Below are 24,871 nucleotides of genomic sequence, written 5' to 3'. Positions count from 1 at the left end.
ACGCATGAGCATTCTGACCATCGCCACCACCCAGATGCCGTGCACTTGGGATTTACCGGGAAACCTTGATCGCGCCGAGCAGCTCGTCCGCGACGCCGCGAAGCAGGGCGCGCAAGTGATCCTGTTGCAGGAGCTGTTCGCCACACCGTACTTCTGCATCGAACAAAGCCATAAACACATGGCCCTGGCCGAGGAATACCGTGACAGCCGCGTGCTCGTTCGCTTCGCCGCACTGGCCCGCGAGTTGGGCGTGGTGTTGCCGCTGAGCTGGTTCGAAAAGGCCGGCAACGCTTACTTCAATTCGCTGAGCGTGGCCGATGCTGACGGGCGCCTGTTGGGTGTGTATCGCAAGACCCATATCCCCAATGCCATCGGCTATCAGGAGAAGGAATATTTCAGCCCCGGCGACACCGGTTTCAAAGTCTGGGACACCGCGTTCGGCCGCCTCGGCGTCGGCATCTGCTGGGATCAGTGGTTCCCGGAAACCGCGCGTTGCCTGGCGTTGATGGGTGCTGAGGTGTTGCTGTATCCAACGGCGATCGGCTCGGAACCGGGCTGCGCGGCGCTGGATTCCCGCGACCATTGGCAGATGACCATGCGCGGCCATGCGGCGGCCAATTTGCTGCCGGTGGTGGCGTCGAACCGCGTTGGTCGAGAAACCGCGACCACCGATTCGAACCTGCAAATGAGCTTCTACGGCTCGTCGTTCATCAGCGATCACAAGGGCCAATTGCTCGCCAGCGCTGACCGCGACAGTACCGGTGTGCTGCTGCACAGCGTCGATCTGGCCGCCATGCGCGAAGAGCGTTTGAGCTGGGGCATCTATCGCGATCGTCGTCCGGACATGTATGGGCCGCTGCTCAGTCAGGACGGTCGCCACCTCCATGCACGCTGGAACACTCAAGGGGTTTGACATGGCTATCCACCACAAACGCTTGCGCGGCGCGATCGGCCTGGCGCTGATCTGCTTGATACCGTCGCTGCACGCCGAAGACAAAACCCTGCGGCTGTACAACTGGGCCGATTATTTTGCTGAAGACACGCTGAGCCGCTTCACCGCCGAAACCGGGATCAAGGTGATTTATGACGTCATGGACGGCAGCGAGACCCTCGAAGCCAAGATGCTCTCCGGCGGCAGCGGTTACGACCTGATCTTCCCCGGCGACACCGTCGCCGAGCGCTTGATGCTTGCCGGCAGCCTGATGCCGCTGGATCAAACGAAGCTGACGGAATTGGCTGATATCGAACCCGGTTTGCAGAAACTGCGCGGCCATTACGAGCATTCCAGCAAGGCCACGGTGCCCTACACCTGGGGCACCATTGGCCTGACCTACAACGAAGAGCAGATCAAACAGCGCATGGCGGACGCACCGGTCAACAGCCTCGACATGCTGTTCAAGCCTGAGCTGGCGGCGAAGTTTGCCGATTGCGGGATTTCGATGATCGATTCGCCGGATGAGGCATTGGCGGTAGTGCTCAACTACCTCGGTCGCGATCCGCGCAGCGGCAAAGCCGAAGATCTGGCAGCGGCCAGCGAGTTGCTGATGAAGTTGCGCCCGTACATCCGCAAATTCCAGTCGCAACCGGTGACCGATCTGGTCAACGGCAATCTGTGCCTGTCGCTGGGTTACAGCGGTGACATGACCCAGGCGCAACGCACCTCGGACAGTGCCGGCAAACACACGCGCTTCCAGTATCGCGTGCCGCGCGAAGGCACGACGGTGTGGATGGACACCATGGCCATTCCGGTCGACGCCAAACACCCGGAATACGCCTACGCGTTCATCAACTTTGTCATGCGCCCCGAGAACATGGCAGCGATCAGCAATTTCACCGGCTACCCGACTTCCAACGCCAAGGCGCGGGCGAGCGTCGATGCAAGTATGCGTGACAACCCGGATATCTACCTCGACGAAGCGACCTATGCTCGTTTGATTCCGGGCAAGGACATTCCCCAACCGGACATGCGCGCGCGTATGCGCACCTGGACCAAATTCAAGACTGCCACTGGCAAATGATCCATGGCCGGCGTGTTGCGCCGGCCTTTTTCTACAGGAAAAGCAACATGTCGACTCGTCGCGAGTTCATCAAACAAGTCACGGTCGCCGCCGGTGTCGGCGCGGCATTCATGGGCCTCGGCCTGTCGCCGGGCAAAGTCCTCGCCGCCGCGCAAGGCCGCTGGTTCATGCCCGACGAAGGCGATAAACATGAGCGCGCCTACATCGCTTTCGGCGCGCAGGACGCGATCTGGGAAGACTTCACCGAAGACGTCCAGGAAGCGCTCGGTCGTATCGCCCGCGCCATCGCCCGGTTTGAACCGGTCACCGTGTTCTGCCGCAAGAACGAGCGCAGCATCGCCGAAGAATTTTGCGGTACGCGCAATATCACTTACGTCACTGCCGGGCTGGATGACATCTGGATGCGCGACATCGGCGCCAACTTCGTCATCGACGACAAGGGTGGCCTGGGCGCGGTGGACTTCAACTTCAACGGTTGGGGTGGCAAACAGCAGCACGGTAAAGACTCGAAGATCGCCGCACTGGTCGCCGACGACGCACAAGCCACCTACATCCGCACCGATCTGGTGGGCGAGGGCGGTGGCATCGAGGTCGACGGTCACGGCACCGGGATCATGACCGAGAGCAGCTGGATCAACCGCAACCGCAATCCGGACTGGAGCAAGGCCGATGTCGAAGCTGAACTGAAGGAGCGTCTGGGCCTGCGCAAAATCATTTGGCTGCCGGGCATCAAGGGCAAGGACATCACCGACGCTCACGTCGATTTCTACGCGCGTTTCATCAAGCCCGGCGTGGTGATTGCCAACCTCGACACCGACCCTGAATCCTACGATCACAAGGTCACCCTGGCGCACCTGGAAATCCTCAAGAACGCCACCGATGCCGACGGTCGCAAATTGCAGATCCACACGATGTCGCCGCCGCTGAATCCGCGCAAAAGCAAGTTCAACCAGAACAACCCGGACTTTGCTGCCGGTTAAATCAATTACTTCGTCATCAACGGCGCGATCATCGCCCCGGAGTTCGGCGATAAAGCGGCAGACAAAAAGGCTTTCGATCTGTTGTCGCAACTGTATCCGGATCGCGAAATCGTCCAGCTCAACATTGATGCAATCGCCGCCGGTGGCGGTGGAATTCACTGCGTCACCAGCCATCAACCACAGGCGTGATTGACTCTTTGGCGGATCAAGCCAACTATCGGCGCACAACAACATGACCGATGGACCCGAACTTGATCGAACGACGCCAATTCAGCGGAGGCATGAAGGGGAAAAACCTCCGCTATCTGAATGAGCAAGGCGCGGATGACGCGCGCATGACCCGCACCGGTTTTTTGCTGCTGGAACATTTTTCATTGCCGGCGTTTACCCAGGCGCTGGATACGGTTGTCACCACTAATCTGCTGCGCCCGGGGTTGTTTTCGTCGCGCACGTTTGGCTTGGGCGACGGCGAAGTCATTAGTGATCTGGGGCTGGTGATCCGCCCCGATGCACGTCTGGATTCGGCCGCGCTTCAGCAGCTGGATCTGCTAGTGGTGTGTGGCGGTTATCGCACCGAACTGCGCGCGAGTGATGAATTTATCGGCTTGCTCAGATCCGCAGCGGAGCGCGGCATCTCTCTCGCCGGGTTGTGGAACGGTTCGTGGTTTCTCGGCCGGGCCGGGCTGCTCGATGGCTACCGCTGCGCAATCCACCCGGAGCACCGTCCGGCACTGACCGAGATCGCCAAGTCCACCCACGTCAGCAGTGAGCCCTACGTGATCGATCGCGACCGGCTCACGGCGTCGAGTCCGTCCGGGGCTTTCCATATGGCGCTGGACTGGATCAAAAGCCTGCACGGCAAGGCGTTGGTCGAAGGTATCGAGGACATCCTCGCCTTCGAGGAATCGCGCTACCGGCGCATCAAACCAGACGAGAACATCTGTGTCAGTGCGCCGTTGCGTGAAGTGGTGAAGCTGATGGACGCCAATCTGGAGGAACCGCTGGAGCTGGAGCAACTGGCGGTGTACGCGGGGCGCTCACGTCGCCAGTTGGAGCGCTTGTTCAAGGAACAACTGGGCACCACGCCGCAGCGTTATTACCTGGAACTGCGCATCACCGAAGCACGGCGTTTGTTGCAGCACACCGAGCTGTCACAAGTAGAAGTGCTGGTCGCTTGCGGCTTCGTCTCGCCGAGCCATTTCAGCAAATGCTACAGCTCATATTTCGGCTACAGACCTTCCAAAGAAAAACGCCTGGTCAAATAACCCAAGCCGTCACCCACCTGAATTCACCTCGAAATCCCACGTCGGCGTACCTCCCCCAAACACCCTGGTCAGTTCCCTCTCCCTCTGGGAGAGGGCTAGGGTGAGGGGCTCTTGAAGACCTTATACATCACCGAAGCGCGCCATATGCCCCAGTCGTTGCAAGCGGGAGTCCTGCCGGTTTGCAGATGGGCCATGCCGAGCCATTGAAAATGGCGTCAAAGTGCCACTGATTGCCACCCCAAACACCACCTGTCACCCTGCGCCTCGTTCAAAGGATCAGGACAAGGAATCAAGGATTGAGTGGCTACGTCCCCAACCCTCCAAAGGGTTATCGCAACACCGGCGTCGAACCCGTCGACGTCAACGCCCAACACTGGGCGCAATACAAAGACCTTCCAGCGACACCAGACGTAAAACCAGAACCGTTGGGATGCGTCTTCGCCAAAAGCTGCAACTTGCCCGACGGCGAAATCAACCACACAAACCAAGCTGGATTCGTCCCGGTAGAGAAACTGGCGGACTACGGTTTGTGGGCTGTCCTGGCCACAGGAGCGGCAATCACCGCCGAAGGCACAACTCTTCAACTGGTCGGCGGTTCCACAACCGGCAGCGCCATTGCTCAGCGAGTGGGTGGCTCCCTCGCGCTAGGCTTGCTCGAAAGTGCAGGTGCGTTGGCAGCAGGTGCCGCCGTCGGCACCGTTGCGCTATTAATGCCTAATACCAACCTTGCACCCGACAGTGCCTTCTACAAAACCGACCAGTACGCCACGCTCGAAACGGGCCGCACTCGCGTCCGCGTCAACGTGAAGACCTTGCCGGACGGTTCCGTCAGCGCTTACGGTTTCTACACGGGCGGCAAAAAGGACTGGGAAAATGTTCCTGTCATCAAAGCGGAAAAGGACGGCGAGAAATACGTAGCCGACGTAGGTAACGGCATTGGCCTTACCTGGACGCCAGCAGCAAACCCAGATGGTGTGCTGGGTATTCCAGCACTTGAAGGCGTGCCGCAATTACCTCCCGTATGGATATATCCGCCGACAGAAAAGTCGGACACGCTTTTGGCTAATCCAGCACATCCTCCCGAGTTTCAGGATGCGATCATCTGGTTCCCCGACGATGCAGGCCTTGAGCCCATCTACATCGTGCTCAGCACGCAACTAGAGAAGAACAAGGTAGCAGGGGCGGCCTTCGAAGAAGAGTCGTACAGCGGTTTTTCGGAAGAAATGGAAGAGTCCGGCCAACAAGTAACGATAAAAACAGAGAGCGGCACCCGGACCCGCCTCGATATGATAGGCAGAGATGCAAACGGCGATATCGCGTGCGTCGAATGCAAAGCCTCGGAAACGGCACCACTGACCCGCAATCAAAAGCGAGCATTCCCGGAAATCGAACAGAGCGGTGGACGCATCATGGGTAAGGGCAAACCCGGCTTCCCCGGCGGCACCCAAATCCCGCCAACCCGAGTAGAAATTCTGCGCCCGCCGCAAAAATAACGGAATCAAGGAACTGAAATGTCAGTAACAGACGCAAAAACCATCGACATGTGGGGTATCCCAAAATGGGACAGCAACAAGATCATCCTCGGTATTGCTGACCATTTGGAATGGGGCGATAAGGCTGAACAAGGCGAGCACCTGTTGGTGCTTCAAGAGAAAATCAACAACTACATCGCTTTCATCGAAAGCGGTGAAATCTACATTGAGATACCCGGTGCACTCGGAAAATCACCTGTCATTCGTGTCCAAGGCAAGTACGAGTTACCCGAGCAAGGCGAGTTGTTCATCGATCGCGTTGCTGAGGCATTGAAGGAGGTGGGCATAGGATTCGAATTCGTGCTCAAAGCGGACTAATAAACACATCTAGGGAAAACGGAGCTGACAATCTCCACTGAGAGATCGGGCATGTCCATCACCGAAACCAAAGTCGTCGACATCATCGCAGTACCCGAGTGGGAACCAGATAACGTCGTGCTCGTCATCACCGATCACCTGGAATGGGGCGACAAAGCGCAACAGGGTGAACACCTGTTGTTGCTTCAAGAGAAAATCAATACCTACATCGCCTTCATCGAGAGCGGCGAACTGCTGGAAAGCTATCCGCCAGCGAAAGGTAAAAAACCGAAGATTCGCATCAATGGTCTCTATGAGCTGCCCGAGCAAGGTGAAACCTTTATCGACCGCGTGACCGAGGTACTCAAAGGCGTGGGCATTGGAATGGAGTTTGTACTCAAGGATGACTTTGCAGTTCGCCACTAGCGGTTGCCCAGACGCCGGCTTGTCCTCTGAACGCTGACAGTCCTCTCTGAAAGATCGCGCGCACTGAATACTCCTGCGCGACTGGAAATCGAGCCAGCCAAGCCATTTCAGCAAGTGTTACAGCTCGTATTTCGGCTACAGACCCTCCAAAGCAGAGCGGCTGGTCAAATAACCCAAGCCGTTTCTCATCTGAGTTCACCACGGTATCCCACGTCGGCGTACCTCTACCAAACACCCCGGTCAGTCCCCTCTCCCTCTGGGAGAGGGCTAGGGCGAGGGGCTTTTAAACACCGCCGCGCACACACGTTTAACTTACACGCACTGTTACGCCATAACGGCTACAACACCTTGCGCCGTTGCCTACGCGTACGCCAGAATCCGCCGGCTTACGCGCCTTGAGGCGGGCTGTATCGTTTCCCAGTCACTGCAAAACAGTGATCGGGTTTGGTAGCCCGTTTCTTGACAGCCCGTATTGCATCACCTTATTGCGGTCTCTTTTTCGGGACTCGGTTTGATATGGTGGTCATGCGTGGGGCCCTTTCGGGGGCGCCGGGGTTTACTCTGTCTTGACCGGTCTACCAACCCACGTGTGGCCGCCACCCTTCGTTTGGTAGCGAAAGTGACGGCTCTTCAATTCTTTCAAGACAAAGAGTCCTTCATGTTCAAAATTACGCCAAACCCGCCAGAAACCGATCCAATCCCCTACGACGCCGCGCTCGAACCTCAAAACATCAAAGAGGCCACCGACCGCGCGATCAACTTCTACCTCAATCCTTCCGCGCTGAAGACTTCAATCCCCACCCGCAAAACCGGCAAGATCTACCTCATCGACCCCACAGTGGATAACGAAACCCTGCTCGTCGAAGCCACTGAAACCTTGTCCTCCGCCACTGACATGGCCCGTGAACTCGCCGATTCGATTGATCCTTCACAGCGCAAAAAGATGCTGATCCTGCAACAGGTGATCATGCTCAGTGAGCTGGTGGTCGGTCGAGTTCTGGATAACCAGCGCTTGCCGCACTAGTCGCGATGCAGATGGGTGAGGGGGCGTGCCCCCTCATTTGCACGGAAGCGTCCGCGATCGCGGCGCTTCACGCCTTCTATCAAAGAACCTGAAGCGGTTCTTGTCTGGAGTTTCAGCTGATGTCTCAGCCACCTGAACCACCGGTCACAGACCTGGTGTCCCCGTACGCATCGCCCAATTCAAGAAAGCTGCACGAAGCGGCAGAACGGGCGCTTGACCATTACCTGTTGCCTGCCGCGATCATGGCCACACCCTATACGCCCAGCACGATGTTCATGGTTAACCCGCAATCCGACGCCGAGTCCTTGCTGAGCAATGCCAGCGGTTCCCTGGCGTCCGCCACGGTGATGCTCGGTAATTTTGCCGGGGTGCTGGAGGGATCGAACCGTCATACGCTGCTGGGCATTGCGCAAGTGGTCATGTTGGGGGAGTTGGCGGTGAACAAGGCGCTGGATCTTGTTGTGCCAACTGAGTGATCGCGCACGTTAGTCGGGATTGAGGGTGTTTGGTCGGGCATGATCGCGAGCAGGCTCACTCCTACATTTGAAATGCGTTCCCCTTGTAGGAGTGAGCCTGCTCGCGATGACGCCCGTTCAGGCAAGGAATCTGCAAAACGTGAGCATCCCTCAAGCCTCAATCCCACCCTCAAATAATCAAGCAGTCAGCCTTCGCGGCTGACTGCTTTTTAGTTTCTACAGGTGATCCGCATCAATCACAGCCTTGGCAAACGCCTGCGGATCTTCCTGCGGCAAATTGTGGCCAATCCCGCCATTGATCAAACGGAACTGATACTTGCCGGTAAAGCGCTTGGCATAATCCTCCGGCGCCGGGTGCGGCGCACCGTTGGCATCGCCTTCAAGGGTGATGGTCGGCACGCTGATCGACGGCGCGGTGGCGAGTTTCTGCTCCAGCGCGGCGTACTTCGCTTCGCCCTGTACCAGGCCCAGACGCCAGCGGTAGTTGAACACGGTGATGTCGACGTGATCGGGGTTCTCCAGTGCCTTGGCGCTGCGATCGAACGTGGCGTCGTCGAATTTCCATTGCGGCGAAGCGGTTTGCCAGATCAGTTTGGCGAAATCATGAGTGTTCTTCTCATACCCGGCGCGACCACGGTCAGTCGCAAAGTAGAACTGATACCACCACTGCAACTCAGCTTTGGGCGGCAGCGGGTTTTGCCCGGCGGCCTGATTGCCGATCAGGTAACCGCTGACCGAGACCAACGCTTTCACCCGTTCCGGCCACAGCGCCGAAACGATGTCCGCCGAACGCGCGCCCCAGTCATAACCGCCAAGCACCGCTTGCTTGATCTTCAGCGCATCCATGAAGTCGATGACATCACTGGCCAACGCTGCCGGTTGACCGTTGCGCAGGGTGTCTTTGGAGAGGAACTGCGTATCGCCATAACCGCGCGCATACGGCATCAACACCCGATAACCCTTGGCCGCGAGCAACGGCGCGACTTCGTCGTAGCTGTGAATGTCGTAGGGCCAGCCGTGCAGCAGGATCACCACCGGGCCATCGGCAGGGCCGGTTTCGGCGTAGGCGACGTCGAGCACGCCGGCCTTCACATGTTTGAGCGGGCCGAAAGGCGAGGGCGCGGAATAGCTGACGGCGGAAGGTTCTGCGGTTTGCGCCTGAGCGCTGCCAAAAGCGCCGAACAACGACAAAGCCAGAATCGACAAGCCGAACGCGGTTTTGCGGGTGTGCAGTGCCATCTTCATGGTGACGTCTCCTTTGCGAGCCTTTGGCCAAGGGTTCTGAATGAACACCTGAAACCTTGAGTGCATTTGAGCGCGGAGACGTATCTGGCCTGTGTCGAAGAACGGCTTTGTTGCAAGTCGATGTGTCGCGGCGGGGTTCGTACACAGTGTGATACACGGCGCCTAAACCGACTCAGCATGGGCCTGATTCAGGTCAAAATAATAAGTCGCTGTTTTAAAACAAAAAAAATTTCACTTCGCGCTTCCCAAAGCAAAAAAACCTTGGTAAATTGCGCCCCGTTCTCACAGCGAACCTAACGAAGTAGCTGGAAAGAGCAGTAGGGGCGTCGCCAAGCGGTAAGGCAGCAGGTTTTGATCCTGCCATGCGTTGGTTCGAATCCAGCCGCCCCTGCCATATTCGAAAAAAACGCCAACTTCGCAAGAAGTTGGCGTTTTTTTATGCCTGCGATTTGGCCAGGCGGAGCAGGGCAGGCGTGCGCGGCGCCGAAGCACCGCGCACGCCGTCCACTCAGTGCGGTGCGCGCGGGATGGTTTTCATCAGGTCTTCGGGGCTGATGTGGCCGACCACACTGCCCGGTTGCGGCAGGTTGAGGATGTGGCCTTTCATCTTGCCGATGATGTGCATCTCGCAAGGCTTGCAATCGAACTTCAGCGTCAGCACTTCATCGCCATGGATCAACTGCATCGGCGCGACTTTGGTGCGCACGCCGGTCACGCCTTTCGCCTGTTTCGGGCACAGGTTGAAGGAGAAACGCAGGCAGTGCTTGGTGATCATCACCGGCACTTCGCCTGGCTCTTCATGCGCTTCGTACGCCGCGTCGATCAACTTGACGCCGTGACGGTGGTAGAAGTCGCGCGCCTTCTGGTTGTAGACGTTGGCGAGGAAGGTCAGGTGCGAATCCGGGTACACCGGCGGCGGGTTGGTTTCGGCTTTACGGCCGCCACGCGGGTGAGCGGCGACACGGGCGGCGGTCAGGGCTTCGATCACTTCACGGCGCAGCGACTTGAGCTGCGAGTTCGGGATGAAGAACGCCTGTGGCGCATCCAGTTTGATGTCGGTCGCGTGGTACTGCGTGGTGCCGAGCTGGCCGAGCAGATCTCGCAATTGCTCCAGAGCTTGCTCAGGCTTGTTGGCCACGCCGAACGGGCCGGCGAGGGTGACACTGGCGCTGATGCCTTCTTCACTGGTGGCGGTCACTTCCAGCTGTTCTTCACGCAAACGCGCGACCCAACTCAAAGCCACGCGACGCTCGGACGAAGTTTTTTGCAGCGCCTGTTGCCAATTGTGATCGAGGTTGCGATTGAGCGGGTGGTTCGGGCGCAGCTTGTACAGGCCTTCCGGCATCTCGTTCGGCTCGACGCGGTAGCGGTAGCGCTTCTCGCCGTCTTCTTCGAACTCGCCTTTGGCTTCTGCGATGTTGGCGCGGAAACCGACCACTTCGCGTTTGACCAGCACGTTCAAGCCGTCACCGTTGGACAGCGGTTCGTGGGTGACGACCTGCATGTCACGCTTGGCGACTTTCTCGACGATACCGACAGGCAAACCGGTGAAGGTTGGCGAGTCGAAGGCGCCGATGTCGATCTTGCGATCGGTGACGAAGTAATCGGTGCTGCCACGGTGGAAAGTCTTTTCCGGATCGGGCAGGAAGAAGTGCGCGGTGCGGCCGCTGGAGGCGCGGGCCAGGTCCGGGCGATCTTCGAGCACGTCGTCGAGGCGCTGACGGTAATAGGCGGTGATGTTCTTCACATAGCCCATGTCTTTGTAGCGACCTTCGATCTTGAACGAACGCACACCGGCTTCAACCAGGGCGCGGATGTTGGCGCTCTGGTTGTTGTCTTTCATCGACAGCAGGTGTTTTTCGTAGGCGATCACGCCACCCTTTTCATCTTTGAGGGTGTACGGCAAGCGGCACGCCTGCGAGCAGTCGCCACGGTTGGCACTGCGCCCGGTCTGCGCGTGGGAGATGTTGCACTGGCCGGAGAAGGCCACGCACAACGCGCCATGGATGAAGAATTCGATGGCGGCGTCGGTTTCGTCGGCGATTGCGCGGATTTCTTGCAGGTTCAGCTCGCGGGCCAAGACCAGTTGCGAGAAACCGGCCTGATCGAGGAACTTCGCCCGCTCAAGGGTGCGGATGTCGGTCTGGGTCGAGGCGTGCAGTTCGATCGGTGGAATGTCCAGCTCCATCACGCCCAGATCCTGAACGATCAGCGCGTCGACACCGGCGTCGTACAACTGATGGATCAGCTTGCGCGCCGGCTCCAGTTCGTTGTCGTGGAGGATGGTGTTGATAGTGGTGAAGATGCGCGCGTGATACTTGCGGGCGAACTCCACCAGTTCGGCGATTTCGCCGACTTCGTTGCAGGCGTTATGGCGCGCGCCGAAGCTCGGGCCGCCGATGTACACGGCGTCAGCGCCGTGCAGGATCGCCTCACGGGCGATGGCCACATCGCGGGCAGGGCTGAGCAATTCCAGGTGATGCTTGGGCAAGGACATAGTTTTTTTAGTCAGGCTGTCACGGTTAGGCGCGCATTCTACCCGTGAAACGACATGTCGGCACCTCTGTACCGATGGTCTGTAAATCGCGCTCTGCACGTTTCGCGGGTTCGCGCAACTGTCAGACCTGTCAGTTGTTGTGCAGAAGGAAGTTCGAAATAGTAATGAAATCATTCGCCGAACATTCATTACGAAAAGGACATGTTGCTATGAACGATAAAGACTATTTTGGTTATTTAGGCATCAACAAAAATAATTTGAACAGAAGGACCCGCGCGCCGGAAATTTACTACAAAGCAGTGATTGACCCCGTCCATCCGCACCTTGACGGGCCGGTATTTCAGGCAACCAAAGAAGGCAGAGCTTTCTACTTCGGTTCCGCCGAGACCTTTAGCCTGATCGCGCACCATAGAGAGCATGCAAACGACATTTTCGAAATAATGTCATTCGTTATCAATAACGAGCTACCCGATGGGGAACACGACATAGGGGGGCAGGGTAGTAGTGTTCAAGGGCTCATCACAATGACCCCGCATATCATCTATGCCAAGGCGGGGAAAATTAAGTTTCAGAGAAATGACGCGAACAGTTCGATAACCGCCAGTTTCCACTTCGACTTTGAGCTTGAGGATGACGGCCAAATAAAAAAATACAGCGTGAAGGAAGGAAAGTTATCGCTTGTCGCAACAGGGCCACTTGAAGCCCGGAAGCAATCCTGAAAAAGACCCGAGCCAGCCTTTAGAGGCTTGGCTCGGGTCTATGAATCGGCGGCTGATGACTTGAAAGGCGTGGAACTCAGGCCTTGGCCGCCATCGCAGTCACTTCCACACGCATGCCTTCAACCGCCAGCGACGCCACACCCACCGCCGCGCGCACTGGCCATGGCTTGGCGAAGTAGCGCTTGTAAACCTCGTTGAATGCCGCGCGATCGGCCATGTCGGTCAGGTAGATGGTCAGGTGCATCACCCGGTCCATCGAGCTGCCGGCGCGTTCCAGCGCAACTTTCAGCGCTTGCAGGGTGCATTCACTTTGCAGGGTGATGTCGCCCAGTTCCAGACTGCCGTCGGCACGGGTCGGGATCTGCGTGGACATCATGATCCCGTTGAACGTGGTGACGTCCGACGAAATCGAGTCTGCGTCCGGATCGGGGGTAAAGGTGATGTCTTGGTTAGCCATGCGGATCCCTTGTTTGAGCGAGTAAATCGCGCCAGTTTACAGATTCAGGGCTAACGGACAAATGATCAGCCGCCACCGCAGTGAAAGCGTTGAGGGCGATCAAACCGGCTGCGTCGCCGCTTCTGCCGCTAGGGCTGCAGCGACGCTGGGGCGGGCGGCGATGCGACGGGAGTGGGCGGCCAGCGCCGGCCAGTGCTGCAGGTCGATATTGAAGCTTGGCAACCATGTCAACACGCTAAACAGGTAGGCATCGGCGACTCCGAATGTGCCCAGCAAATAGTCCTGATCCACCAGCCTGCGGTTCAGGTAGTCGAGGCGTTTGAACAGTTTTTGCGTAAAAATCGTTTTGGTCGCTTGTGGCATTTGCGCATCGAACAGCGGTGCACAGCCACCGTGAATTTCCGTGCTGATGAAGTTCAGGTCCTCTTGCAAGCGCGTCCGCTGCCAACTGCCGAGTGTCGGCGCCAGTGCGCTTTCGGCGACCTGATCGGCGAGGAACTGCAGGATCGCCGGGCCTTCTGTCAGCACTTCGCCGTTATCCAGGAGCAACGCAGCGACGTAGCCCTTGGGGTTGATGTCGCGAAAGTCTTGTCCGTCGGCCGTGCGCTTGCTCTGATTGTTGACGCGAATCAGCTCGAAGGGCAGGCCCGATTCGCGCAAGACAATGTGCGGCGCCAGCGAGCAGGTCATCGGGGCGAAATACAGTTTCATGGCACTTCCAGTGGGTGGGAAAGTGTCAGCATCCCTTGCAGGGACAGGTCTTCGCAAAGGTCATTTGCGGTGTTAGCGTATGACAAAATCTCATGAGTACCGAACTCGCCATGGTCGCCAGACTCCCCTCGCTCAACGGCTTGAAAGCGTTTGAGTGTGCCGCTCGGCATATGAGTTTCACCAAGGCTGCCGAAGAACTGAACGTCACGCAAACCGCCATCAGCCATCAGATCCGCCGTCTCGAAGAGGAGTTGGGCGTGAATCTGTTTCTGCGGCTCAAGGATGGGCTGGCCCTGACTGAAGACGGCCAGGCGTACTTGCCTGGCATTCGTACAGCCTTCCAAGAGTTGCGCTATTCGACGCAGACGTTATTGGAGTCGCGCCACAACAGCGTGTTGACCATCAATACCTTGGTGTCGGTCGCTTCCAAATGGTTGTTGCCGCGATTGCCGTCATTTCAGCAGGCGTTTCCCGCCATCGATGTGCGCATCAGCGCATCCACCGAGCTGGTCGATTTTCGTCGGGGCGGCATCGATGCCGCGATTCGTTACGGGCGTGGCGACTGGAAAGGCTTGCGCGCCGATTTCCTGATGTCCGATGAGATTTTTCCGGTGTGCAGTCCGGCGTTGCTCGACGCGTCGAAAAGCCTGAGCGCACCGGCCGATTTGCTCGAGCACACGTTGTTGCAAGTCAGTGGCATGACCGCCGGCGACTGGAACAACTGGCTCAGCGCCGCCGGTGAGTGTGCGCAACTCGCCGAGCGCCCGCGCCTGACCTTCGATCTGGCAATGATGGCCGTGCAAGCGGCGGTGGACGGGCAGGGTGTGTGCATCGGGCGTTCGACGTATGTCGACGACGACCTGCGCGCGGGCCGGCTGGTCGCCCCGTTTAATCTACGGTTGAAGGATGACTTGGGTTTCTATTTGGTGACGCCCCATGAAACCGCCGATACCCGCAAGATCGCGGCGTTCAGGACTTGGCTGTTGGCGCAACGCCCCGGCGACGAGGCCTTTGTATAAGCGTGTATCAATCCCGTGCAAGGACACACGTAAACAACAAACCGAGGATTTGCGACACATCCTTTCTACATGCCGCGCCCACAGTAGAGGTCACCCCAACACGACCTTTGAGAGGCACGCCATGCACCGTCCACTGTTTCTGACCACCGCAGTAATTTTCGCTTCGATGATCGGCTTCGCACACGCGGCCGACGCGCAACCCAAGAGCTGGCAGCAAGGGCTGAGCCGCACCGATCTGGTAAAGCAGGATCTCGGCGCGGCCGACCGCGAAGTGATTCAGGCACGGGTTGATTTCGAACCGGGCGTGACCTCGCCCCGACATGCCCATCCGGGCGTGGAAGTCGCTTATGTGATCAGCGGCACATTCGAGTATCAACTGGAAGGCCGGGCGCCGGTCACGTTGAAGGCCGGTGATTCGCTGTTCATTCCGGAAGGCGTGGCGCATATCGCGCGCAATGTCGGTCAGGACAAAGGTTCCGAACTGGCGACTTACATCGTCAAGAAAGGTGAGCCGGTGCTGATTCTCAAACCGCAGAGCTAACGCGTCGGGCCGTAATAAATCGTGTGCAGTATCAGCAACTCTACGAAAGCGACGACCACGCAAAACCTGACGAACCCCGCAGTAAAGACCCTGCGGGGTTTTTCGTAGTTGAAGTCGAAACCGCACAGTAACAACAGAATGCCGAAGAAGGTTTTTATCGCGCGCATCAGCGTTCATCCTTGGCCATGCCACGTTCGCACGGCTGATTCATCAGTCAGTTCCAGATGCCACTATTCAGTGCAGTGTCACAACTCTGCGACTCTCGCCAATCCTGATTCTGTCCAGCGCCCGGTTCAACGCATCGAGGGCATCGAGCAGGGCTTTGGCCTCGGCTTCTCGGCCTTCGCCCCAGAGACGTTCGGCCATTTTGTTCATGGCCTGAATGGAACGCTCGATGTCTGCGGCGGTGGTGGCCTCTTTATGGACTGACAGTTTTTTCGGCATTCAGGCCTCCTCTGGTGACGTATGACGAATCAGGCCGGTAAACGCTTGATGCGGTTTTTCGACGGCTATTGCAGCACATCTGCAAGCGTTTTGCTGCGACGTCCGCCGTCCATGTGTCGCACGAATGATCAGTGGCTGTTCGCGTCTGGTCTAGAGTGGATCGATACAACGACTGACGAGATCAGGACGATGTTTGGCAAGTATCCCGAGCAGAAGCAGTCGCCACAGATTCGATGGAGTGTTTGGCCTGGGCGATGCTGAGTTCACTCGGCAAGTTTGCACCGTTCTTGGCTGCAAGAATCTCGGCCATCACGCTGACGGCGATCTCCGCAGGCGTCTTGCTGCCGATGTATACGCCGATCGGTCCGTGCAGACGCTCAAGTGACGCTTCGGTTTCACCAAAATGCTCGATCAGGCGTTCGCGGCGCAGTTGGCTATTGCGCCGCGAGCCGATGGCGCCGATATAGAACGCCGGGCTGTGGAGGGCTTCGAGCAGGGCCAGATCGTCGAGTTTGGGGTCATGGCTCAAGGCAACGATGCAGGTGCGCAGATCGACCGCGAAGTCGCGCACCACATCATCCGGCATGCCAATGATGCGCTCCACGCCATCGACCGCCCAGGTTTCGATGTACTCGGGACGCGGATCGCACACCGCCACTTTGAAACCGTTGAACAACGCCATGGTCGCCAGATACTCGGCCAGTGCGCCGGCCCCGATCATCAGCATCCGATAGCCGGGTCCCAAGGTGTTGAGCATCTGCACGCCATCGAAGCTGAACTGTTCCGGCGTCGCAGTCGGTTCGAGCATGACCTGACCGGACTCCAACGCCAGGCGACGGCGAACCAGTTGCCCGGCGTCCAGTTGCACCAGCAACGCGTCGAGTGACTGCCACGACGGATTGAACTCAAGGATCAGTTCCAGCGTGCCGCCACAGGGCAAGCCGAAGCGATGCGCCTCATCGGCACTGACGCCATAGCGCACCCCTTGCGGTGCGCTGTCGCTAAAAGCGCTGCCGCCATGGGCCGTGGTGTAGCGATGGATCAGATCGTCTTCGATGCAGCCGCCGGACACGCTGCCCACCACGCGACCATCGTCACGCAACGCCATCATCGACCCCGTCGGACGCGGTGAAGAACCCCAAGTGCGCGCCACCGTGGCGAGCAATACACGCTCGCCAGCGGCAAGCCAGTCCCGCGCCGTGCGCAGGACCAGCAAGTCGATGCTTTCCATCAGTGTCTCCTCTTAGCGCATCTGCAGGATGATCGGGCTGCTGCTGGCCGGATCGGTGTGCTCACGCAGTTTGCCCACGCTCTGCGCATCGACAGCGCTGGCCTGATTGCCCCAGGTGCTGCGCATGAATGTCAGCACTTCGGCGATCTGCTGATCCGACAGCTGTTCACGGAAGGCCGGCATGCGATAAGCGTCCGGCACGCCAGCCGCGACCACACGCTGCGAACCATTCAGGGTGATGTTGATCGCCGAAGCGCTCTCCTTGGCCAGTGCCGAGGTGGCGCCGGCCAGCGGCGGCATCCATTCAGGTTGCCCCTTGCCGTCGAGGCCATGGCAGGAAGCACAGCGCGCCACGTAGGTATGCGCACCGGGCGAGTCCAGGCGTTGCGCTGCCGAAACCGCTTGATACTGCCACGGCGCGCCGTCCCGTTCGCGATCCCCGGGAAGTGACTTCAGGTAGTGGGCAATCGCGCTCAGATCGTCATCGCTCATGAACTGCGTGGAGTTGTTGAACGCTTCGGTCATCGAGCCGTAGACCACCGCATGTTGGTTGCGACCGGTCTTGAGGAACTGCACGATTTCCGCCTCACTCCAGCGGCCCAATCCGGTGTTGTGATCATCGCGCAGGCTCGGCGCGTACCAGCCATCGAGCAAGGCGCCGGCGAGGTACGGTTTACCGGTGTCATCGAGTGCCTTCTCGTTGAACGCCAGGCCGCGCGGCGTGTGGCAACTGCCGCAGTGCCCGGCGCCCTGAACGAGGTAAGCGCCACGGTTCCACTGTTGATCCTGCGAAGGTTTGGCCACGTACGGTTCGGCATCGACAAACACACCGTTCCACAGTGCAATCGGCCAGCGCAGGTTCAGCGGAAACGGAATCGCGCTGGGGATATTCGCCTGTTTCACCGGCGCCACGCCTTTCATGAAGAACGCATACAACGCACGCACATCATCGTCACTGAGCTTGGCGTAGGACGGGTAGGGCATCGCCGGATACAACCGGCGACTGTCGGGGGCCACGCCGTGACGCACCGCTCGGTCGAAGTCCGCCAAGCTGTAGTGGCCGATGCCGGTGTCCGTGTCCGGGGTGATATTGGTCGCATGGATTGAGCCCAGCGGTGTGGCCATTTCCAGGCCACCAGCGAATGGCGCGCCCCCCGGCACGCTGTGACAGGCCACGCAATCGCTGAGCCGGGCGACGTATTCGCCACGGGCGACCAGTGCCGGGTCGATGTCGGCCACGGCGATCTGAGGATTTTCCAGGCGCGAGACAGGCTCGCGGGTTACATACCAGGCCAGCAGGCCTGCCGCGACCAGGCACGGCACCGCCAGCCAGCCAGCGGTTCTTGCGAATCGGCTGTTATTCATGGACGCTCCGGCGCTGATCAAGTGAAGGTGTGTCGGCTCATGGGCAGGCTGCGCACCCGCTGACCGGTTAGCCTTGCCACCGCGTTAGCGACGGCGGGCGCGACTGCAGGCAACGGCGGTTCACCGATGCCGCCCATTTTTTCCCCGCTCTCGACCACGCGTACATGGACCCGGGCCATCCGCGCAGGCGGCAGGATCGGATACAAGTCGTAATTGCGCGCTCGGGGTTTGCCATCAATCCACACGGCTTCTTCCACCAGGGTTTGCGACAGCCCCAGCGCCACGGCGCCATTGACCTGAGCCTCGACAATCGCCGGGTTGACGATGCTGCCCGGATCAATTGCCTGCCAGATGTCGTGCACCTTGACCTGGCCGTTGTCGATGGACACCTCGGCGATCACCGCCGTCTCCGTACCGAACGGCGAAGCCATGGCCACGCCGCGTGCACGTTTGCTGCCGTCTTCGGCGGTAAACGGCCCGCGCTTCCAGCCACCGGATAGCTCACCCACCGCTTGCAGCAGGGTGGTCAGTCGTTTGTTGTCGCGCAGCAAATGCAGGCGCAGGTCAAACGGATCCTTGCCGCCCTTGTCGGCCAGTTCATCGAGGAACGATTCATAGAAGAAGTCATTGAGGGAATTGCCCACCGAACGCCAGTAACCGAGCATCGCCGGGCCTTTGACGTAGATCTGCGCGATGCGCTTGTTGGGGATCGCGTAGGACTTGCCTGACAAGCCTTCAAGCGCTGTGGGGTCGAGTTTTTCACCCTGCTTGCCGGCGAGGGCTTCGGTCGGCCCTTCGGTGGCACTGATCGCTTCGATTGCCAGCGGCCAGCCGTCGCTGTCCAGCGCGGCACGGAAATTCACTGCGGCAACCGGGCGCAGCACGTCACGCAGGAACTCTTCTTCGCGACTCCAGATCAGTTTGACCGGTCGGCCAACGGCCTTGGACAGCGCAATCGCCTGCGGATAGGGACTGGCCGAATCGTAGAGGAAATGCCGACCGAAGAAGCCACCCAGCAGTGGCGAATGCAACGTAATGCGCGACGGATCCAGCCCGGTGCGTTTGGCGATGTCGGCGCGGAACATGTCCGGCGCCTGATTCGGCAACCAGACTTCCAGCGAACCGTCCGGATTGAATCGGGCCAGTGCCGAAGGCGGCTCCAACTGGCCGTGGTTCAGGTATTGGTTGTGGTAAGTGGCGTCGATCCGGGTCTTGGTCTCCTTGAGAATCGACGCCACGTCGCCTTGGTTTTCATCATCTTTGGCCGGGCCTTTATCTTCAGCAAGGCGCTTGAACCAGGCATCGCTGGAAAAGTCAGCGGGCATCGGCCGTACTTTGCTCTCGGCCGTTGGTTCTTGCCAATCAACCTGAATCGCCTCGACCGCACGTTTGGCGTGCCACCAGCGCTCGGCGAGCACCGCCACGGCGCCCGGCAGACGATGCACGGAATGCACGCCTTTCATTGCCTTGACCTGCTCTTCGTTGCGCAGATTGCCCACCGTCATGCCCAGGCGCGGGGCGTGTTGCACGGCGGCATGGAGCATGTCGTCGACTTTCAGATCGATGCTGTACAGCGCCTTGCCCGTGGATTTGTCATAGGCATCGAGGCGCTTCACCGGTTTGCCGATCCAGCGGAACTGGCTCGGATCACGCAGTTGCACGGAGGCCGGATCGGGAACCGGCAGATCCATTGCGCGCTCGGCCAGATCACCGTAGGCCAACGAGCGGCCCGACTTGGCATGCACGACTTTGCCAGGCTCGGTGGTCAACTCGCCGACTGGCACGCCAAGCTGTTGCGCGCCCGCTTGCAGCAGCATGGCACGGGCGAGGGCGCCGAGGCGGCGCATGACCGGGTAGCTCATGCGCACCGACATGCTGCCGCCGGTGATGCGCATGCCGTTTTCCAACACCACATAGGCTTCGCCGGGCGGCGCGGCTTCGACGAGGAAGGTTGCCGGGTCGGCATCCAGTTCTTCACCGACGATTTGCGCCATCGCCGTGAACGTACCTTGTCCGCCCTCCATGAACGGGCAGAGCAGACGCACGCGATTGTCTGGACGGATTTCGAGAAACGCCGGCACTTGCGTGCCGCGCTCGGCCGTTGCCGCTGCAACGGCAGCTTGCACGCGCGTTGTACCGAGCGGCAGACCGAAACCGAGCACCAGTGCGCCGACGGCAGTTCCGGTCAGAAAACGCCTGCGCGATACATTGATCGGTTCGTGCAGATCCAGTGCTGAGGCTTGCAGTGAAGGGTCGATTCGAACTTTCATCACGCGTCTCCCTTGCCGGCCAGCTCATGCACGGCGGCATGAATGGCGTTGTAGGTACCGCAGCGGCACAGATTGACCATCGCCGCTTCGATTTGCGCATCACTCGGTTTGGGGTTTTGTTTGAGCAGCGCGGTGGCGGCCATCACCTGCCCGGACTGGCAGTAGCCACACTGAGCAACCTGCAGATCGACCCAGGTCGCGACCACCCGTTTGCCCACCTCATCGCTTTCGATCGCCTCAATGGTGGTGACCTCGCGGCCGACCACACCCGCCACCGGCGTGACGCACGAGCGCACGACGTTGCCGTCCACCAGCACCGAACAGGCGCCGCATTGCGCCAATCCGCAGCCGTATTTGGTGCCGGTCATGCCCAAATCATCGCGGATCACCCACAGCAAGGGCGTATCGGCGTCGGCATCGACCTGATAGGTCTTCTGGTTGATTCGTAGTTCCATGGTTCACCCGCTGATCATCGGTTGACTTGCATTGTTATGAGCGGTGACACGCGGCGAGGCGTATCAGCGTTTTTCGTTCAATTCGCTACTGTGCCGAGGGCTTCTGCTTCGAATGGCTGCCCACGCAAAAGGGCAATGTCACGACTCGGCGCGGTGCCGAACAGCCGGGCATATTCGCGGCTGAACTGCGACGGACTTTCATAGCCGACCGCAAACGCCGCCCGCGAAACGTCGAGGCGTTCGACCAGCATCAGCCGCCGCGCTTCGTTGAGCCGCAGCCATTTCTGGTACTGCAGCGGACTCATGCCAGTGAGCTGTCGGAAATGGTGGTGAAAGGTCGGCGCACTCATCTGCACCCGCGCGGCCAGATCGTCGATGCGCAGAGCATCGGTGTAGTTGACCTTCAGCCAGTCAATGGCCTTGGCAATGCGATAACCCTGACCATCGACGGCCGTGATCTGCCGCAGCCGTGCGCCTTGGTCGGTGTGCAGCAGCCGATAGTGGATTTCGCGCAGAATCAGCGGCGCCAGCACCGGGATCGCCTCGGGTTCATCGAGCAATGCCAGCAGCCGATCAAGTGCGCCCTCCAGCGCAGAGGACAGGCTGCCAATCGCGGCGCCCGTACCCGTTGCTGGCTGCCGCTTGGCCGGCAAGCCGCTCTTGGTGATGACCTCGGCGAGCATGCTGACATCCAGCTTCAGCACGAGGCCGACACAAGGCTGTTCGGGGCTGGCGAGCATCACTTCGGAGTTGGCGGGCAAGTCCAGCGACGTCACCAGAAACCGTGACGGGTCATAGCTGTAACCCTCACCACCGACCCACAAACGCTTTTCGCCGCGCCCCACCAGAATCAGGCTCGGTTCGATCATGCACACCACGGGCGGCGCCGGTTGGTCGCGACGAAACAGCGACAGCCCGGGTATGGCCGTGGCGAAGTCACCCGGCGCACTCACGCGCGGGTCAATGTGCAACGCCAAAGGCGATTCCTGGGGCAGAGGGGTAGGGATCATGTCGGGTCACTCCTGTTGACTGAACTCTAATGCGCGCGCGAGACGTTTCCTATCCATCACCCTGCATCGCCAGAGGATCAGGCAAGCATTCAAGAGGAATGCGCTAGGGAAGGGCCGGATTGACCGGGAGAATGTGTCTATCTGTTACGGGGGCAGTGTCCGGAAGGGACGACAAACCGCTTGCCCCTGCGCATCACATCCACAGGTTTTTCGCACCACAGGTAGTTCTCATGACGTTTCCATCTACAGATCCATCTAAAAGAACAGGCGGCTGGAGCGCTGTGCTGGCCATGTCGTTGGCCGCATTCGCCTTGGTCGCTTCAGAATTCATGCCGGTCAGCCTGCTGACGCCGATTGCGGCCGACCTGCACATCACCGAAGGCCAGGCCGGGCAGGGCATTTCCGTGTCCGGTGCCTTTGCCTTGATCACCAGTCTGTTGATTGCCTCGGTCGCCGCTCGCGTCGAGCGCAAGAAGCTGCTGCTGGGCCTGACCTTGCTGATGATCGTCTCTGGTACGGTCGTCGCGGTCGCGCCGGGTTACCCGTCATTCATGTTTGGACGTGCGCTGATCGGGATAGCGATTGGTGGTTTCTGGTCACTGTCGGCGGCGACTGCAATACGTCTGGTCAAGCCTGAACAGGTTTCGCGAGCGCTGGCCATCGTCAATGGCGGTAACGCCTTGGCCACGGTCATCGCCGCTCCGGCAGGGAGCTTTCTTGGCTCGCTGATCGGCTGGCGCGGGGCATTCTTCTGTGTGGTTCCGGTCGCAGTGCTGGCCGCCGTCTGGCTGCTGATAAGCCTGCCGTCGTTCAAGGCCGAGCGCCAAGCCGGTAGCGGCAACGTTCTGCGCCTGATGAAGCAGCCGCCAGTAGCCTTGGGCATGGTCGCCGTCAGCGTATTTTTCATGGGCCAGTTCATGCTGTTCACCTACCTGCGTCCCTTTCTTGAGGGCGTGACCGGCGTAAGCGTCTCAACCTTGTCCTTGATGCTGCTGGGGCTGGGACTGGCAGGGTTTATCGGCACCTTTCTGATCGAACGGTTTATGGGCCGAAGCCTCTACCGCACGTTGACCGTCATCCCGCTGATCATGGCGGCCATCGCGCTGGCGTTGGTCAGCTTCGGCAAATCACCGGTGCTCACCGCCGTGTTGCTCGGCCTCTGGGGACTGGTTGCCACAGCCGCGCCGGTCGGCTGGTGGACATGGCTGGCGCAGACGCTTCCGGATGACGCGGAAGCCGGAGGCGGCTTGCTCGTGGCCATTGTGCAACTGGCGATCGCCGGAGGCGCAATCATTGGCGGTCTGGCTTTTGACCTGAGCGGATACAAAGCCACATTTGAGCTAAGTGCGGCGGTGTTGGTCGCCGCGTCTGTGCTGGCCTGGCTGGCGGGTCGCAATGCCACTGAAGTTCATCTTGTCGAACCGGCAGCTCATTCGGCCGCTGTTTCCGGCGAAGCTGGGTCCCGACTTGTCTGATCAAGCAGGAGGCTACTCAATGCACCAATGACGGTTGGGTCGCGACCGAGACCGTGAAGACCACGACAAACAGCACGACCAATCCCCAGAACATCACCATGATCGTCAGCAGAAAAACCTTAAGGCCTTGATAAAGCCTGCGCAGCCAATGGCCTTCGGGTTTTGCGTCTGCGCGGGTTCTGAGTACGCCTTTCAAATAAAAGCCGAGCAGCGCAAGCAGTGCGCCATCTATCGCCAGCGCAGGCAGGCCGGCTAGGGGGAAAATGCTTTCCCAGCGATAGAAAGAAGACCGGCTCAGAAAGACCACATAACAAGTCAGGCTGCCGTAGGGCAGGGCTCTCCACCATTTTCCCGCCAGCGCCCCGACCATCAGGCACATGATCACCATGAACGGGCTGAGGAGAATATGGAGCATCCATTCCAGTACGTTGGGCAAGTAGTCCGGGGAATGGATGTTGCGCCAGAGGTGTTCCAACATTGTTTGGGTTCCTTCCTTCTAGGGAGTCAGTGCTGCTGCGGTGCTTCCGTGCTGCTGGACGATATCGGCGTGTTTTTGGGTTACATAAGGGGTGTTGGGTGAATTGGCTGCCATTCATTCGTCACCACTTCCGCTCGAAAGTGGATTCTAACGCTTGAACCAAAAGTCCCGCACGGCTCTTCGCGTACCTATTTAAAGTTTTCAGGTGCGCGGCCGATAATAATGTAATGCTCCTGAATAATAATTACAGTCTGCGGAGCAAAGTTTCGAAAGATGGTTTGAATAAGTCATGCGTGGTAGCAAAAGGAGTTGGCTTTTGCCTGCCGGGATTTATATAAAATTACTCAAAGCCAGGCAAGGAAATCATGCTAAACAGAGTCCTAAGTGTTTTTCGTAACGCCAAGCCGAACCCTCTTCCAAAAGAGATCAAAGAGTTCATAGTAAAACATGACATTAAATTTGATGGGTTTGGTGGGTTGAATATAAATAGGCAGGTTGTGCGCGAGTACGGTTATCTTGTTCGAATGCTGACGGAGGGCAGGCTAGATACGCTATACGACTTTCGAGAAGTTTTTAATTGCGGAGAGCTTCTCCTGAGTAGCATAAGGCAAGAGTTGTCCAGGGACGTTCTTCGTGAGTCAGAAGCACTGGGTTACTCTAGGCAAACAACTGAGGGGAATATGCTTAGACTACAAGGGCTGGTCGAAACCATAATTCAGTACGTCGCTCTCTGTGATCAATACAAAGTTGATCCTGAGGCCGCCCGTGAGTTTGAAGTCTGAGTTCTAGTGTAGGCGCGTGATACAATCAAAAAAGGGGACTAAAAGGGGGGTGATTTATTTGCAGAAAATAAATCAGCCCCCCCTCCCAAAAAACTCAATAGCGTAATCGTTGTGGTTACAGGTATTTCGTCAAAATAAAAGTCATAATTTGCAT

Annotated in this window: 25 protein-coding genes, 1 tRNA gene and 1 pseudogene; 15 read left to right on the top strand and 12 right to left on the bottom strand. The window is 58.8% G+C overall.

Annotation, left to right across the window (positions count from 1 at the left end; all coding sequences use genetic code 11):
* Window positions 1–4: 4 nt before the first annotated feature.
* The 9 genes and pseudogenes from aguB (at window position 5) to ACM6JQ_RS18295 (ending at window position 8,018) form a co-directional block, all read left to right on the top strand.
* Window positions 5–913: an N-carbamoylputrescine amidase gene (gene aguB / locus ACM6JQ_RS18335; RefSeq protein ID WP_095111999.1), complete on the top strand. Its 909-nt coding sequence runs from the start codon at window positions 5–7 to the stop codon at window positions 911–913.
* 1 nt (window position 914) lies between these two features.
* Window positions 915–2,018: an extracellular solute-binding protein gene (locus tag ACM6JQ_RS18330; RefSeq protein ID WP_414894435.1), complete on the top strand. Its 1,104-nt coding sequence runs from the start codon at window positions 915–917 to the stop codon at window positions 2,016–2,018.
* A 47-nt stretch (window positions 2,019–2,065) separates the two neighbouring features.
* Window positions 2,066–3,187 (top strand): annotated as a pseudogene (locus tag ACM6JQ_RS18325) (agmatine deiminase family protein).
* A gap of 50 nt (window positions 3,188–3,237) precedes the next feature.
* Window positions 3,238–4,263, top strand: a complete 1,026-nt coding sequence (locus tag ACM6JQ_RS18320; RefSeq protein WP_414894434.1) for a GlxA family transcriptional regulator — start codon at window positions 3,238–3,240, stop codon at window positions 4,261–4,263.
* A gap of 296 nt (window positions 4,264–4,559) precedes the next feature.
* Window positions 4,560–5,756: an S-type pyocin domain-containing protein gene (locus tag ACM6JQ_RS18315; protein ID WP_007919075.1), complete on the top strand. Its 1,197-nt coding sequence runs from the start codon at window positions 4,560–4,562 to the stop codon at window positions 5,754–5,756.
* An 18-nt stretch (window positions 5,757–5,774) separates the two neighbouring features.
* Window positions 5,775–6,113, top strand: a complete 339-nt coding sequence (locus tag ACM6JQ_RS18310) for a DUF6572 domain-containing protein (RefSeq protein WP_007919073.1) — start codon at window positions 5,775–5,777, stop codon at window positions 6,111–6,113.
* A gap of 51 nt (window positions 6,114–6,164) precedes the next feature.
* Window positions 6,165–6,518: a DUF6572 domain-containing protein gene (locus ACM6JQ_RS18305; RefSeq protein WP_007919071.1), complete on the top strand. Its 354-nt coding sequence runs from the start codon at window positions 6,165–6,167 to the stop codon at window positions 6,516–6,518.
* A 658-nt stretch (window positions 6,519–7,176) separates the two neighbouring features.
* Window positions 7,177–7,542, top strand: coding sequence for a DUF6124 family protein (locus ACM6JQ_RS18300; RefSeq protein ID WP_007919069.1), 366 nt, complete (start codon window positions 7,177–7,179; stop codon window positions 7,540–7,542).
* A 119-nt stretch (window positions 7,543–7,661) separates the two neighbouring features.
* Window positions 7,662–8,018 carry a DUF6124 family protein gene (locus ACM6JQ_RS18295; protein ID WP_007919067.1) on the top strand — a complete coding sequence of 119 codons (357 nt, stop codon included), beginning with the start codon at window positions 7,662–7,664 and terminating at the stop codon, window positions 8,016–8,018.
* Between the two features lie 216 nt (window positions 8,019–8,234).
* Here the strand turns inward: ACM6JQ_RS18295 and ACM6JQ_RS18290 are convergent, their stop codons facing one another.
* Entirely contained in the window at window positions 8,235–9,263 is a 1,029-nt protein-coding gene (locus ACM6JQ_RS18290) for an alpha/beta fold hydrolase (protein ID WP_414894433.1), read from the bottom strand.
* A 319-nt stretch (window positions 9,264–9,582) separates the two neighbouring features.
* Here ACM6JQ_RS18290 and ACM6JQ_RS18285 point away from each other — a divergent pair.
* A tRNA-Gln gene (locus ACM6JQ_RS18285) sits at window positions 9,583–9,657 on the top strand.
* Window positions 9,658–9,771: 114 nt separating this feature from the next.
* Here the strand turns inward: ACM6JQ_RS18285 and ACM6JQ_RS18280 are convergent.
* Window positions 9,772–11,760 (bottom strand): peptidase U32 family protein, encoded by a 1,989-nt coding sequence (locus ACM6JQ_RS18280; RefSeq protein ID WP_414894432.1) that lies wholly within the window; start codon window positions 11,758–11,760, stop codon window positions 9,772–9,774.
* A 209-nt stretch (window positions 11,761–11,969) separates the two neighbouring features.
* On the opposite strand from ACM6JQ_RS18280, the gene ACM6JQ_RS18275 reads away from it, so the two are divergent.
* Window positions 11,970–12,479: a hypothetical protein gene (locus ACM6JQ_RS18275; RefSeq protein WP_095112005.1), complete on the top strand. Its 510-nt coding sequence runs from the start codon at window positions 11,970–11,972 to the stop codon at window positions 12,477–12,479.
* Between the two features lie 76 nt (window positions 12,480–12,555).
* Here the strand turns inward: ACM6JQ_RS18275 and ACM6JQ_RS18270 are convergent, their stop codons facing one another.
* Entirely contained in the window at window positions 12,556–12,936 is a 381-nt protein-coding gene (locus tag ACM6JQ_RS18270; protein WP_007919637.1) for a RidA family protein, read from the bottom strand.
* A 99-nt stretch (window positions 12,937–13,035) separates the two neighbouring features.
* The gene (gstA, locus tag ACM6JQ_RS18265) at window positions 13,036–13,647 is read right to left on the bottom strand and encodes a glutathione transferase GstA (RefSeq protein ID WP_414894431.1); all 612 of its coding nucleotides are present in this window, start codon (window positions 13,645–13,647) and stop codon (window positions 13,036–13,038) included.
* Between the two features lie 110 nt (window positions 13,648–13,757).
* Here gstA and ACM6JQ_RS18260 point away from each other — a divergent pair, with 110 nt between their 5' ends.
* On the top strand, window positions 13,758–14,666 hold the full coding sequence (locus ACM6JQ_RS18260; RefSeq protein WP_176472296.1) for a transcriptional regulator GcvA: 909 nt from the start codon (window positions 13,758–13,760) through the stop codon (window positions 14,664–14,666).
* A 121-nt stretch (window positions 14,667–14,787) separates the two neighbouring features.
* The gene (locus tag ACM6JQ_RS18255; protein WP_414894430.1) at window positions 14,788–15,207 is read left to right on the top strand and encodes a cupin domain-containing protein; all 420 of its coding nucleotides are present in this window, start codon (window positions 14,788–14,790) and stop codon (window positions 15,205–15,207) included.
* Here ACM6JQ_RS18255 and ACM6JQ_RS18250 read toward each other — a convergent pair.
* From ACM6JQ_RS18250 to ACM6JQ_RS18220, 7 genes are all read right to left on the bottom strand, one after another.
* Complete coding sequence (locus ACM6JQ_RS18250) at window positions 15,204–15,374, bottom strand: hypothetical protein (protein ID WP_176472284.1); 171 nt, start codon at window positions 15,372–15,374, stop codon at window positions 15,204–15,206. The genes ACM6JQ_RS18255 and ACM6JQ_RS18250 overlap by 4 nt on opposite strands.
* 67 nt (window positions 15,375–15,441) lie before the next feature.
* Window positions 15,442–15,651 (bottom strand): hypothetical protein, encoded by a 210-nt coding sequence (locus tag ACM6JQ_RS18245; RefSeq protein ID WP_095112009.1) that lies wholly within the window; start codon window positions 15,649–15,651, stop codon window positions 15,442–15,444.
* Between the two features lie 181 nt (window positions 15,652–15,832).
* Window positions 15,833–16,882, bottom strand: coding sequence for an XdhC family protein (locus tag ACM6JQ_RS18240; protein WP_414894429.1), 1,050 nt, complete (start codon window positions 16,880–16,882; stop codon window positions 15,833–15,835).
* Between the two features lie 12 nt (window positions 16,883–16,894).
* Window positions 16,895–18,247: a c-type cytochrome gene (locus ACM6JQ_RS18235; RefSeq protein ID WP_414894427.1), complete on the bottom strand. Its 1,353-nt coding sequence runs from the start codon at window positions 18,245–18,247 to the stop codon at window positions 16,895–16,897.
* 17 nt (window positions 18,248–18,264) lie between these two features.
* Window positions 18,265–20,517, bottom strand: coding sequence for a molybdopterin cofactor-binding domain-containing protein (locus ACM6JQ_RS18230; RefSeq protein WP_414894426.1), 2,253 nt, complete (start codon window positions 20,515–20,517; stop codon window positions 18,265–18,267).
* Window positions 20,517–20,972 carry a (2Fe-2S)-binding protein gene (locus tag ACM6JQ_RS18225; RefSeq protein WP_116030274.1) on the bottom strand — a complete coding sequence of 152 codons (456 nt, stop codon included), beginning with the start codon at window positions 20,970–20,972 and terminating at the stop codon, window positions 20,517–20,519. Before ACM6JQ_RS18225 ends, ACM6JQ_RS18230 begins: the two co-directional genes overlap by 1 nt.
* Window positions 20,973–21,049: 77 nt before the next feature.
* A complete protein-coding gene (locus ACM6JQ_RS18220) occupies window positions 21,050–21,982 on the bottom strand; it encodes an AraC family transcriptional regulator (protein WP_007915400.1) in 933 nt (310 codons plus the stop codon).
* A gap of 230 nt (window positions 21,983–22,212) precedes the next feature.
* Here ACM6JQ_RS18220 and ACM6JQ_RS18215 point away from each other — a divergent pair, with 230 nt between their 5' ends.
* Window positions 22,213–23,457, top strand: coding sequence for an MFS transporter (locus ACM6JQ_RS18215; protein WP_414894425.1), 1,245 nt, complete (start codon window positions 22,213–22,215; stop codon window positions 23,455–23,457).
* Between the two features lie 16 nt (window positions 23,458–23,473).
* On the opposite strand, the gene ACM6JQ_RS18210 is transcribed toward ACM6JQ_RS18215, so the two are convergent.
* On the bottom strand, window positions 23,474–23,935 hold the full coding sequence (locus tag ACM6JQ_RS18210; protein WP_007915403.1) for a hypothetical protein: 462 nt from the start codon (window positions 23,933–23,935) through the stop codon (window positions 23,474–23,476).
* A gap of 365 nt (window positions 23,936–24,300) precedes the next feature.
* Between ACM6JQ_RS18210 and ACM6JQ_RS18205 the strand changes: the two genes are divergently transcribed.
* Window positions 24,301–24,717: a hypothetical protein gene (locus ACM6JQ_RS18205; protein ID WP_414894424.1), complete on the top strand. Its 417-nt coding sequence runs from the start codon at window positions 24,301–24,303 to the stop codon at window positions 24,715–24,717.
* Window positions 24,718–24,871: the final 154 nt, after the last annotated feature.

Origin of the sequence: Pseudomonas sp. IT-232MI5, from assembly GCF_949767845.1 — a bacterium.
In the GTDB taxonomy this organism is placed as follows: Bacteria; Pseudomonadota; Gammaproteobacteria; order Pseudomonadales; family Pseudomonadaceae; genus Aquipseudomonas.
Note: the sequence above shows the minus strand (reverse complement) of the source record. Positions and strands in the feature narration are given on the sequence as shown.

What these genes read in the sequence shown, in the direction of transcription:
- aguB (WP_095111999.1), top strand. Translation starts at nt 5, where the DNA reads ATGAGCATTCTGACCATCGCCACCACCCAGATGCCGTGCACTTGGGAT.
- ACM6JQ_RS18330 (WP_414894435.1), top strand. Translation starts at nt 915, where the DNA reads ATGGCTATCCACCACAAACGCTTGCGCGGCGCGATCGGCCTGGCGCTG.
- ACM6JQ_RS18320 (WP_414894434.1), top strand. Translation starts at nt 3,238, where the DNA reads ATGGACCCGAACTTGATCGAACGACGCCAATTCAGCGGAGGCATGAAG.
- ACM6JQ_RS18310 (WP_007919073.1), top strand. Translation starts at nt 5,775, where the DNA reads ATGTCAGTAACAGACGCAAAAACCATCGACATGTGGGGTATCCCAAAA.
- ACM6JQ_RS18305 (WP_007919071.1), top strand. Translation starts at nt 6,165, where the DNA reads ATGTCCATCACCGAAACCAAAGTCGTCGACATCATCGCAGTACCCGAG.
- ACM6JQ_RS18300 (WP_007919069.1), top strand. Translation starts at nt 7,177, where the DNA reads ATGTTCAAAATTACGCCAAACCCGCCAGAAACCGATCCAATCCCCTAC.
- ACM6JQ_RS18295 (WP_007919067.1), top strand. Translation starts at nt 7,662, where the DNA reads ATGTCTCAGCCACCTGAACCACCGGTCACAGACCTGGTGTCCCCGTAC.
- ACM6JQ_RS18290 (WP_414894433.1), bottom strand. Translation starts at nt 9,263, where the DNA reads ATGAAGATGGCACTGCACACCCGCAAAACCGCGTTCGGCTTGTCGATT.
- ACM6JQ_RS18280 (WP_414894432.1), bottom strand. Translation starts at nt 11,760, where the DNA reads ATGTCCTTGCCCAAGCATCACCTGGAATTGCTCAGCCCTGCCCGCGAT.
- ACM6JQ_RS18275 (WP_095112005.1), top strand. Translation starts at nt 11,970, where the DNA reads ATGAACGATAAAGACTATTTTGGTTATTTAGGCATCAACAAAAATAAT.
- ACM6JQ_RS18270 (WP_007919637.1), bottom strand. Translation starts at nt 12,936, where the DNA reads ATGGCTAACCAAGACATCACCTTTACCCCCGATCCGGACGCAGACTCG.
- gstA (WP_414894431.1), bottom strand. Translation starts at nt 13,647, where the DNA reads ATGAAACTGTATTTCGCCCCGATGACCTGCTCGCTGGCGCCGCACATT.
- ACM6JQ_RS18260 (WP_176472296.1), top strand. Translation starts at nt 13,758, where the DNA reads ATGGTCGCCAGACTCCCCTCGCTCAACGGCTTGAAAGCGTTTGAGTGT.
- ACM6JQ_RS18255 (WP_414894430.1), top strand. Translation starts at nt 14,788, where the DNA reads ATGCACCGTCCACTGTTTCTGACCACCGCAGTAATTTTCGCTTCGATG.
- ACM6JQ_RS18250 (WP_176472284.1), bottom strand. Translation starts at nt 15,374, where the DNA reads ATGCGCGCGATAAAAACCTTCTTCGGCATTCTGTTGTTACTGTGCGGT.
- ACM6JQ_RS18245 (WP_095112009.1), bottom strand. Translation starts at nt 15,651, where the DNA reads ATGCCGAAAAAACTGTCAGTCCATAAAGAGGCCACCACCGCCGCAGAC.
- ACM6JQ_RS18240 (WP_414894429.1), bottom strand. Translation starts at nt 16,882, where the DNA reads ATGGAAAGCATCGACTTGCTGGTCCTGCGCACGGCGCGGGACTGGCTT.
- ACM6JQ_RS18235 (WP_414894427.1), bottom strand. Translation starts at nt 18,247, where the DNA reads ATGAATAACAGCCGATTCGCAAGAACCGCTGGCTGGCTGGCGGTGCCG.
- ACM6JQ_RS18230 (WP_414894426.1), bottom strand. Translation starts at nt 20,517, where the DNA reads ATGAAAGTTCGAATCGACCCTTCACTGCAAGCCTCAGCACTGGATCTG.
- ACM6JQ_RS18225 (WP_116030274.1), bottom strand. Translation starts at nt 20,972, where the DNA reads ATGGAACTACGAATCAACCAGAAGACCTATCAGGTCGATGCCGACGCC.
- ACM6JQ_RS18220 (WP_007915400.1), bottom strand. Translation starts at nt 21,982, where the DNA reads ATGATCCCTACCCCTCTGCCCCAGGAATCGCCTTTGGCGTTGCACATT.
- ACM6JQ_RS18215 (WP_414894425.1), top strand. Translation starts at nt 22,213, where the DNA reads ATGACGTTTCCATCTACAGATCCATCTAAAAGAACAGGCGGCTGGAGC.
- ACM6JQ_RS18210 (WP_007915403.1), bottom strand. Translation starts at nt 23,935, where the DNA reads ATGTTGGAACACCTCTGGCGCAACATCCATTCCCCGGACTACTTGCCC.
- ACM6JQ_RS18205 (WP_414894424.1), top strand. Translation starts at nt 24,301, where the DNA reads ATGCTAAACAGAGTCCTAAGTGTTTTTCGTAACGCCAAGCCGAACCCT.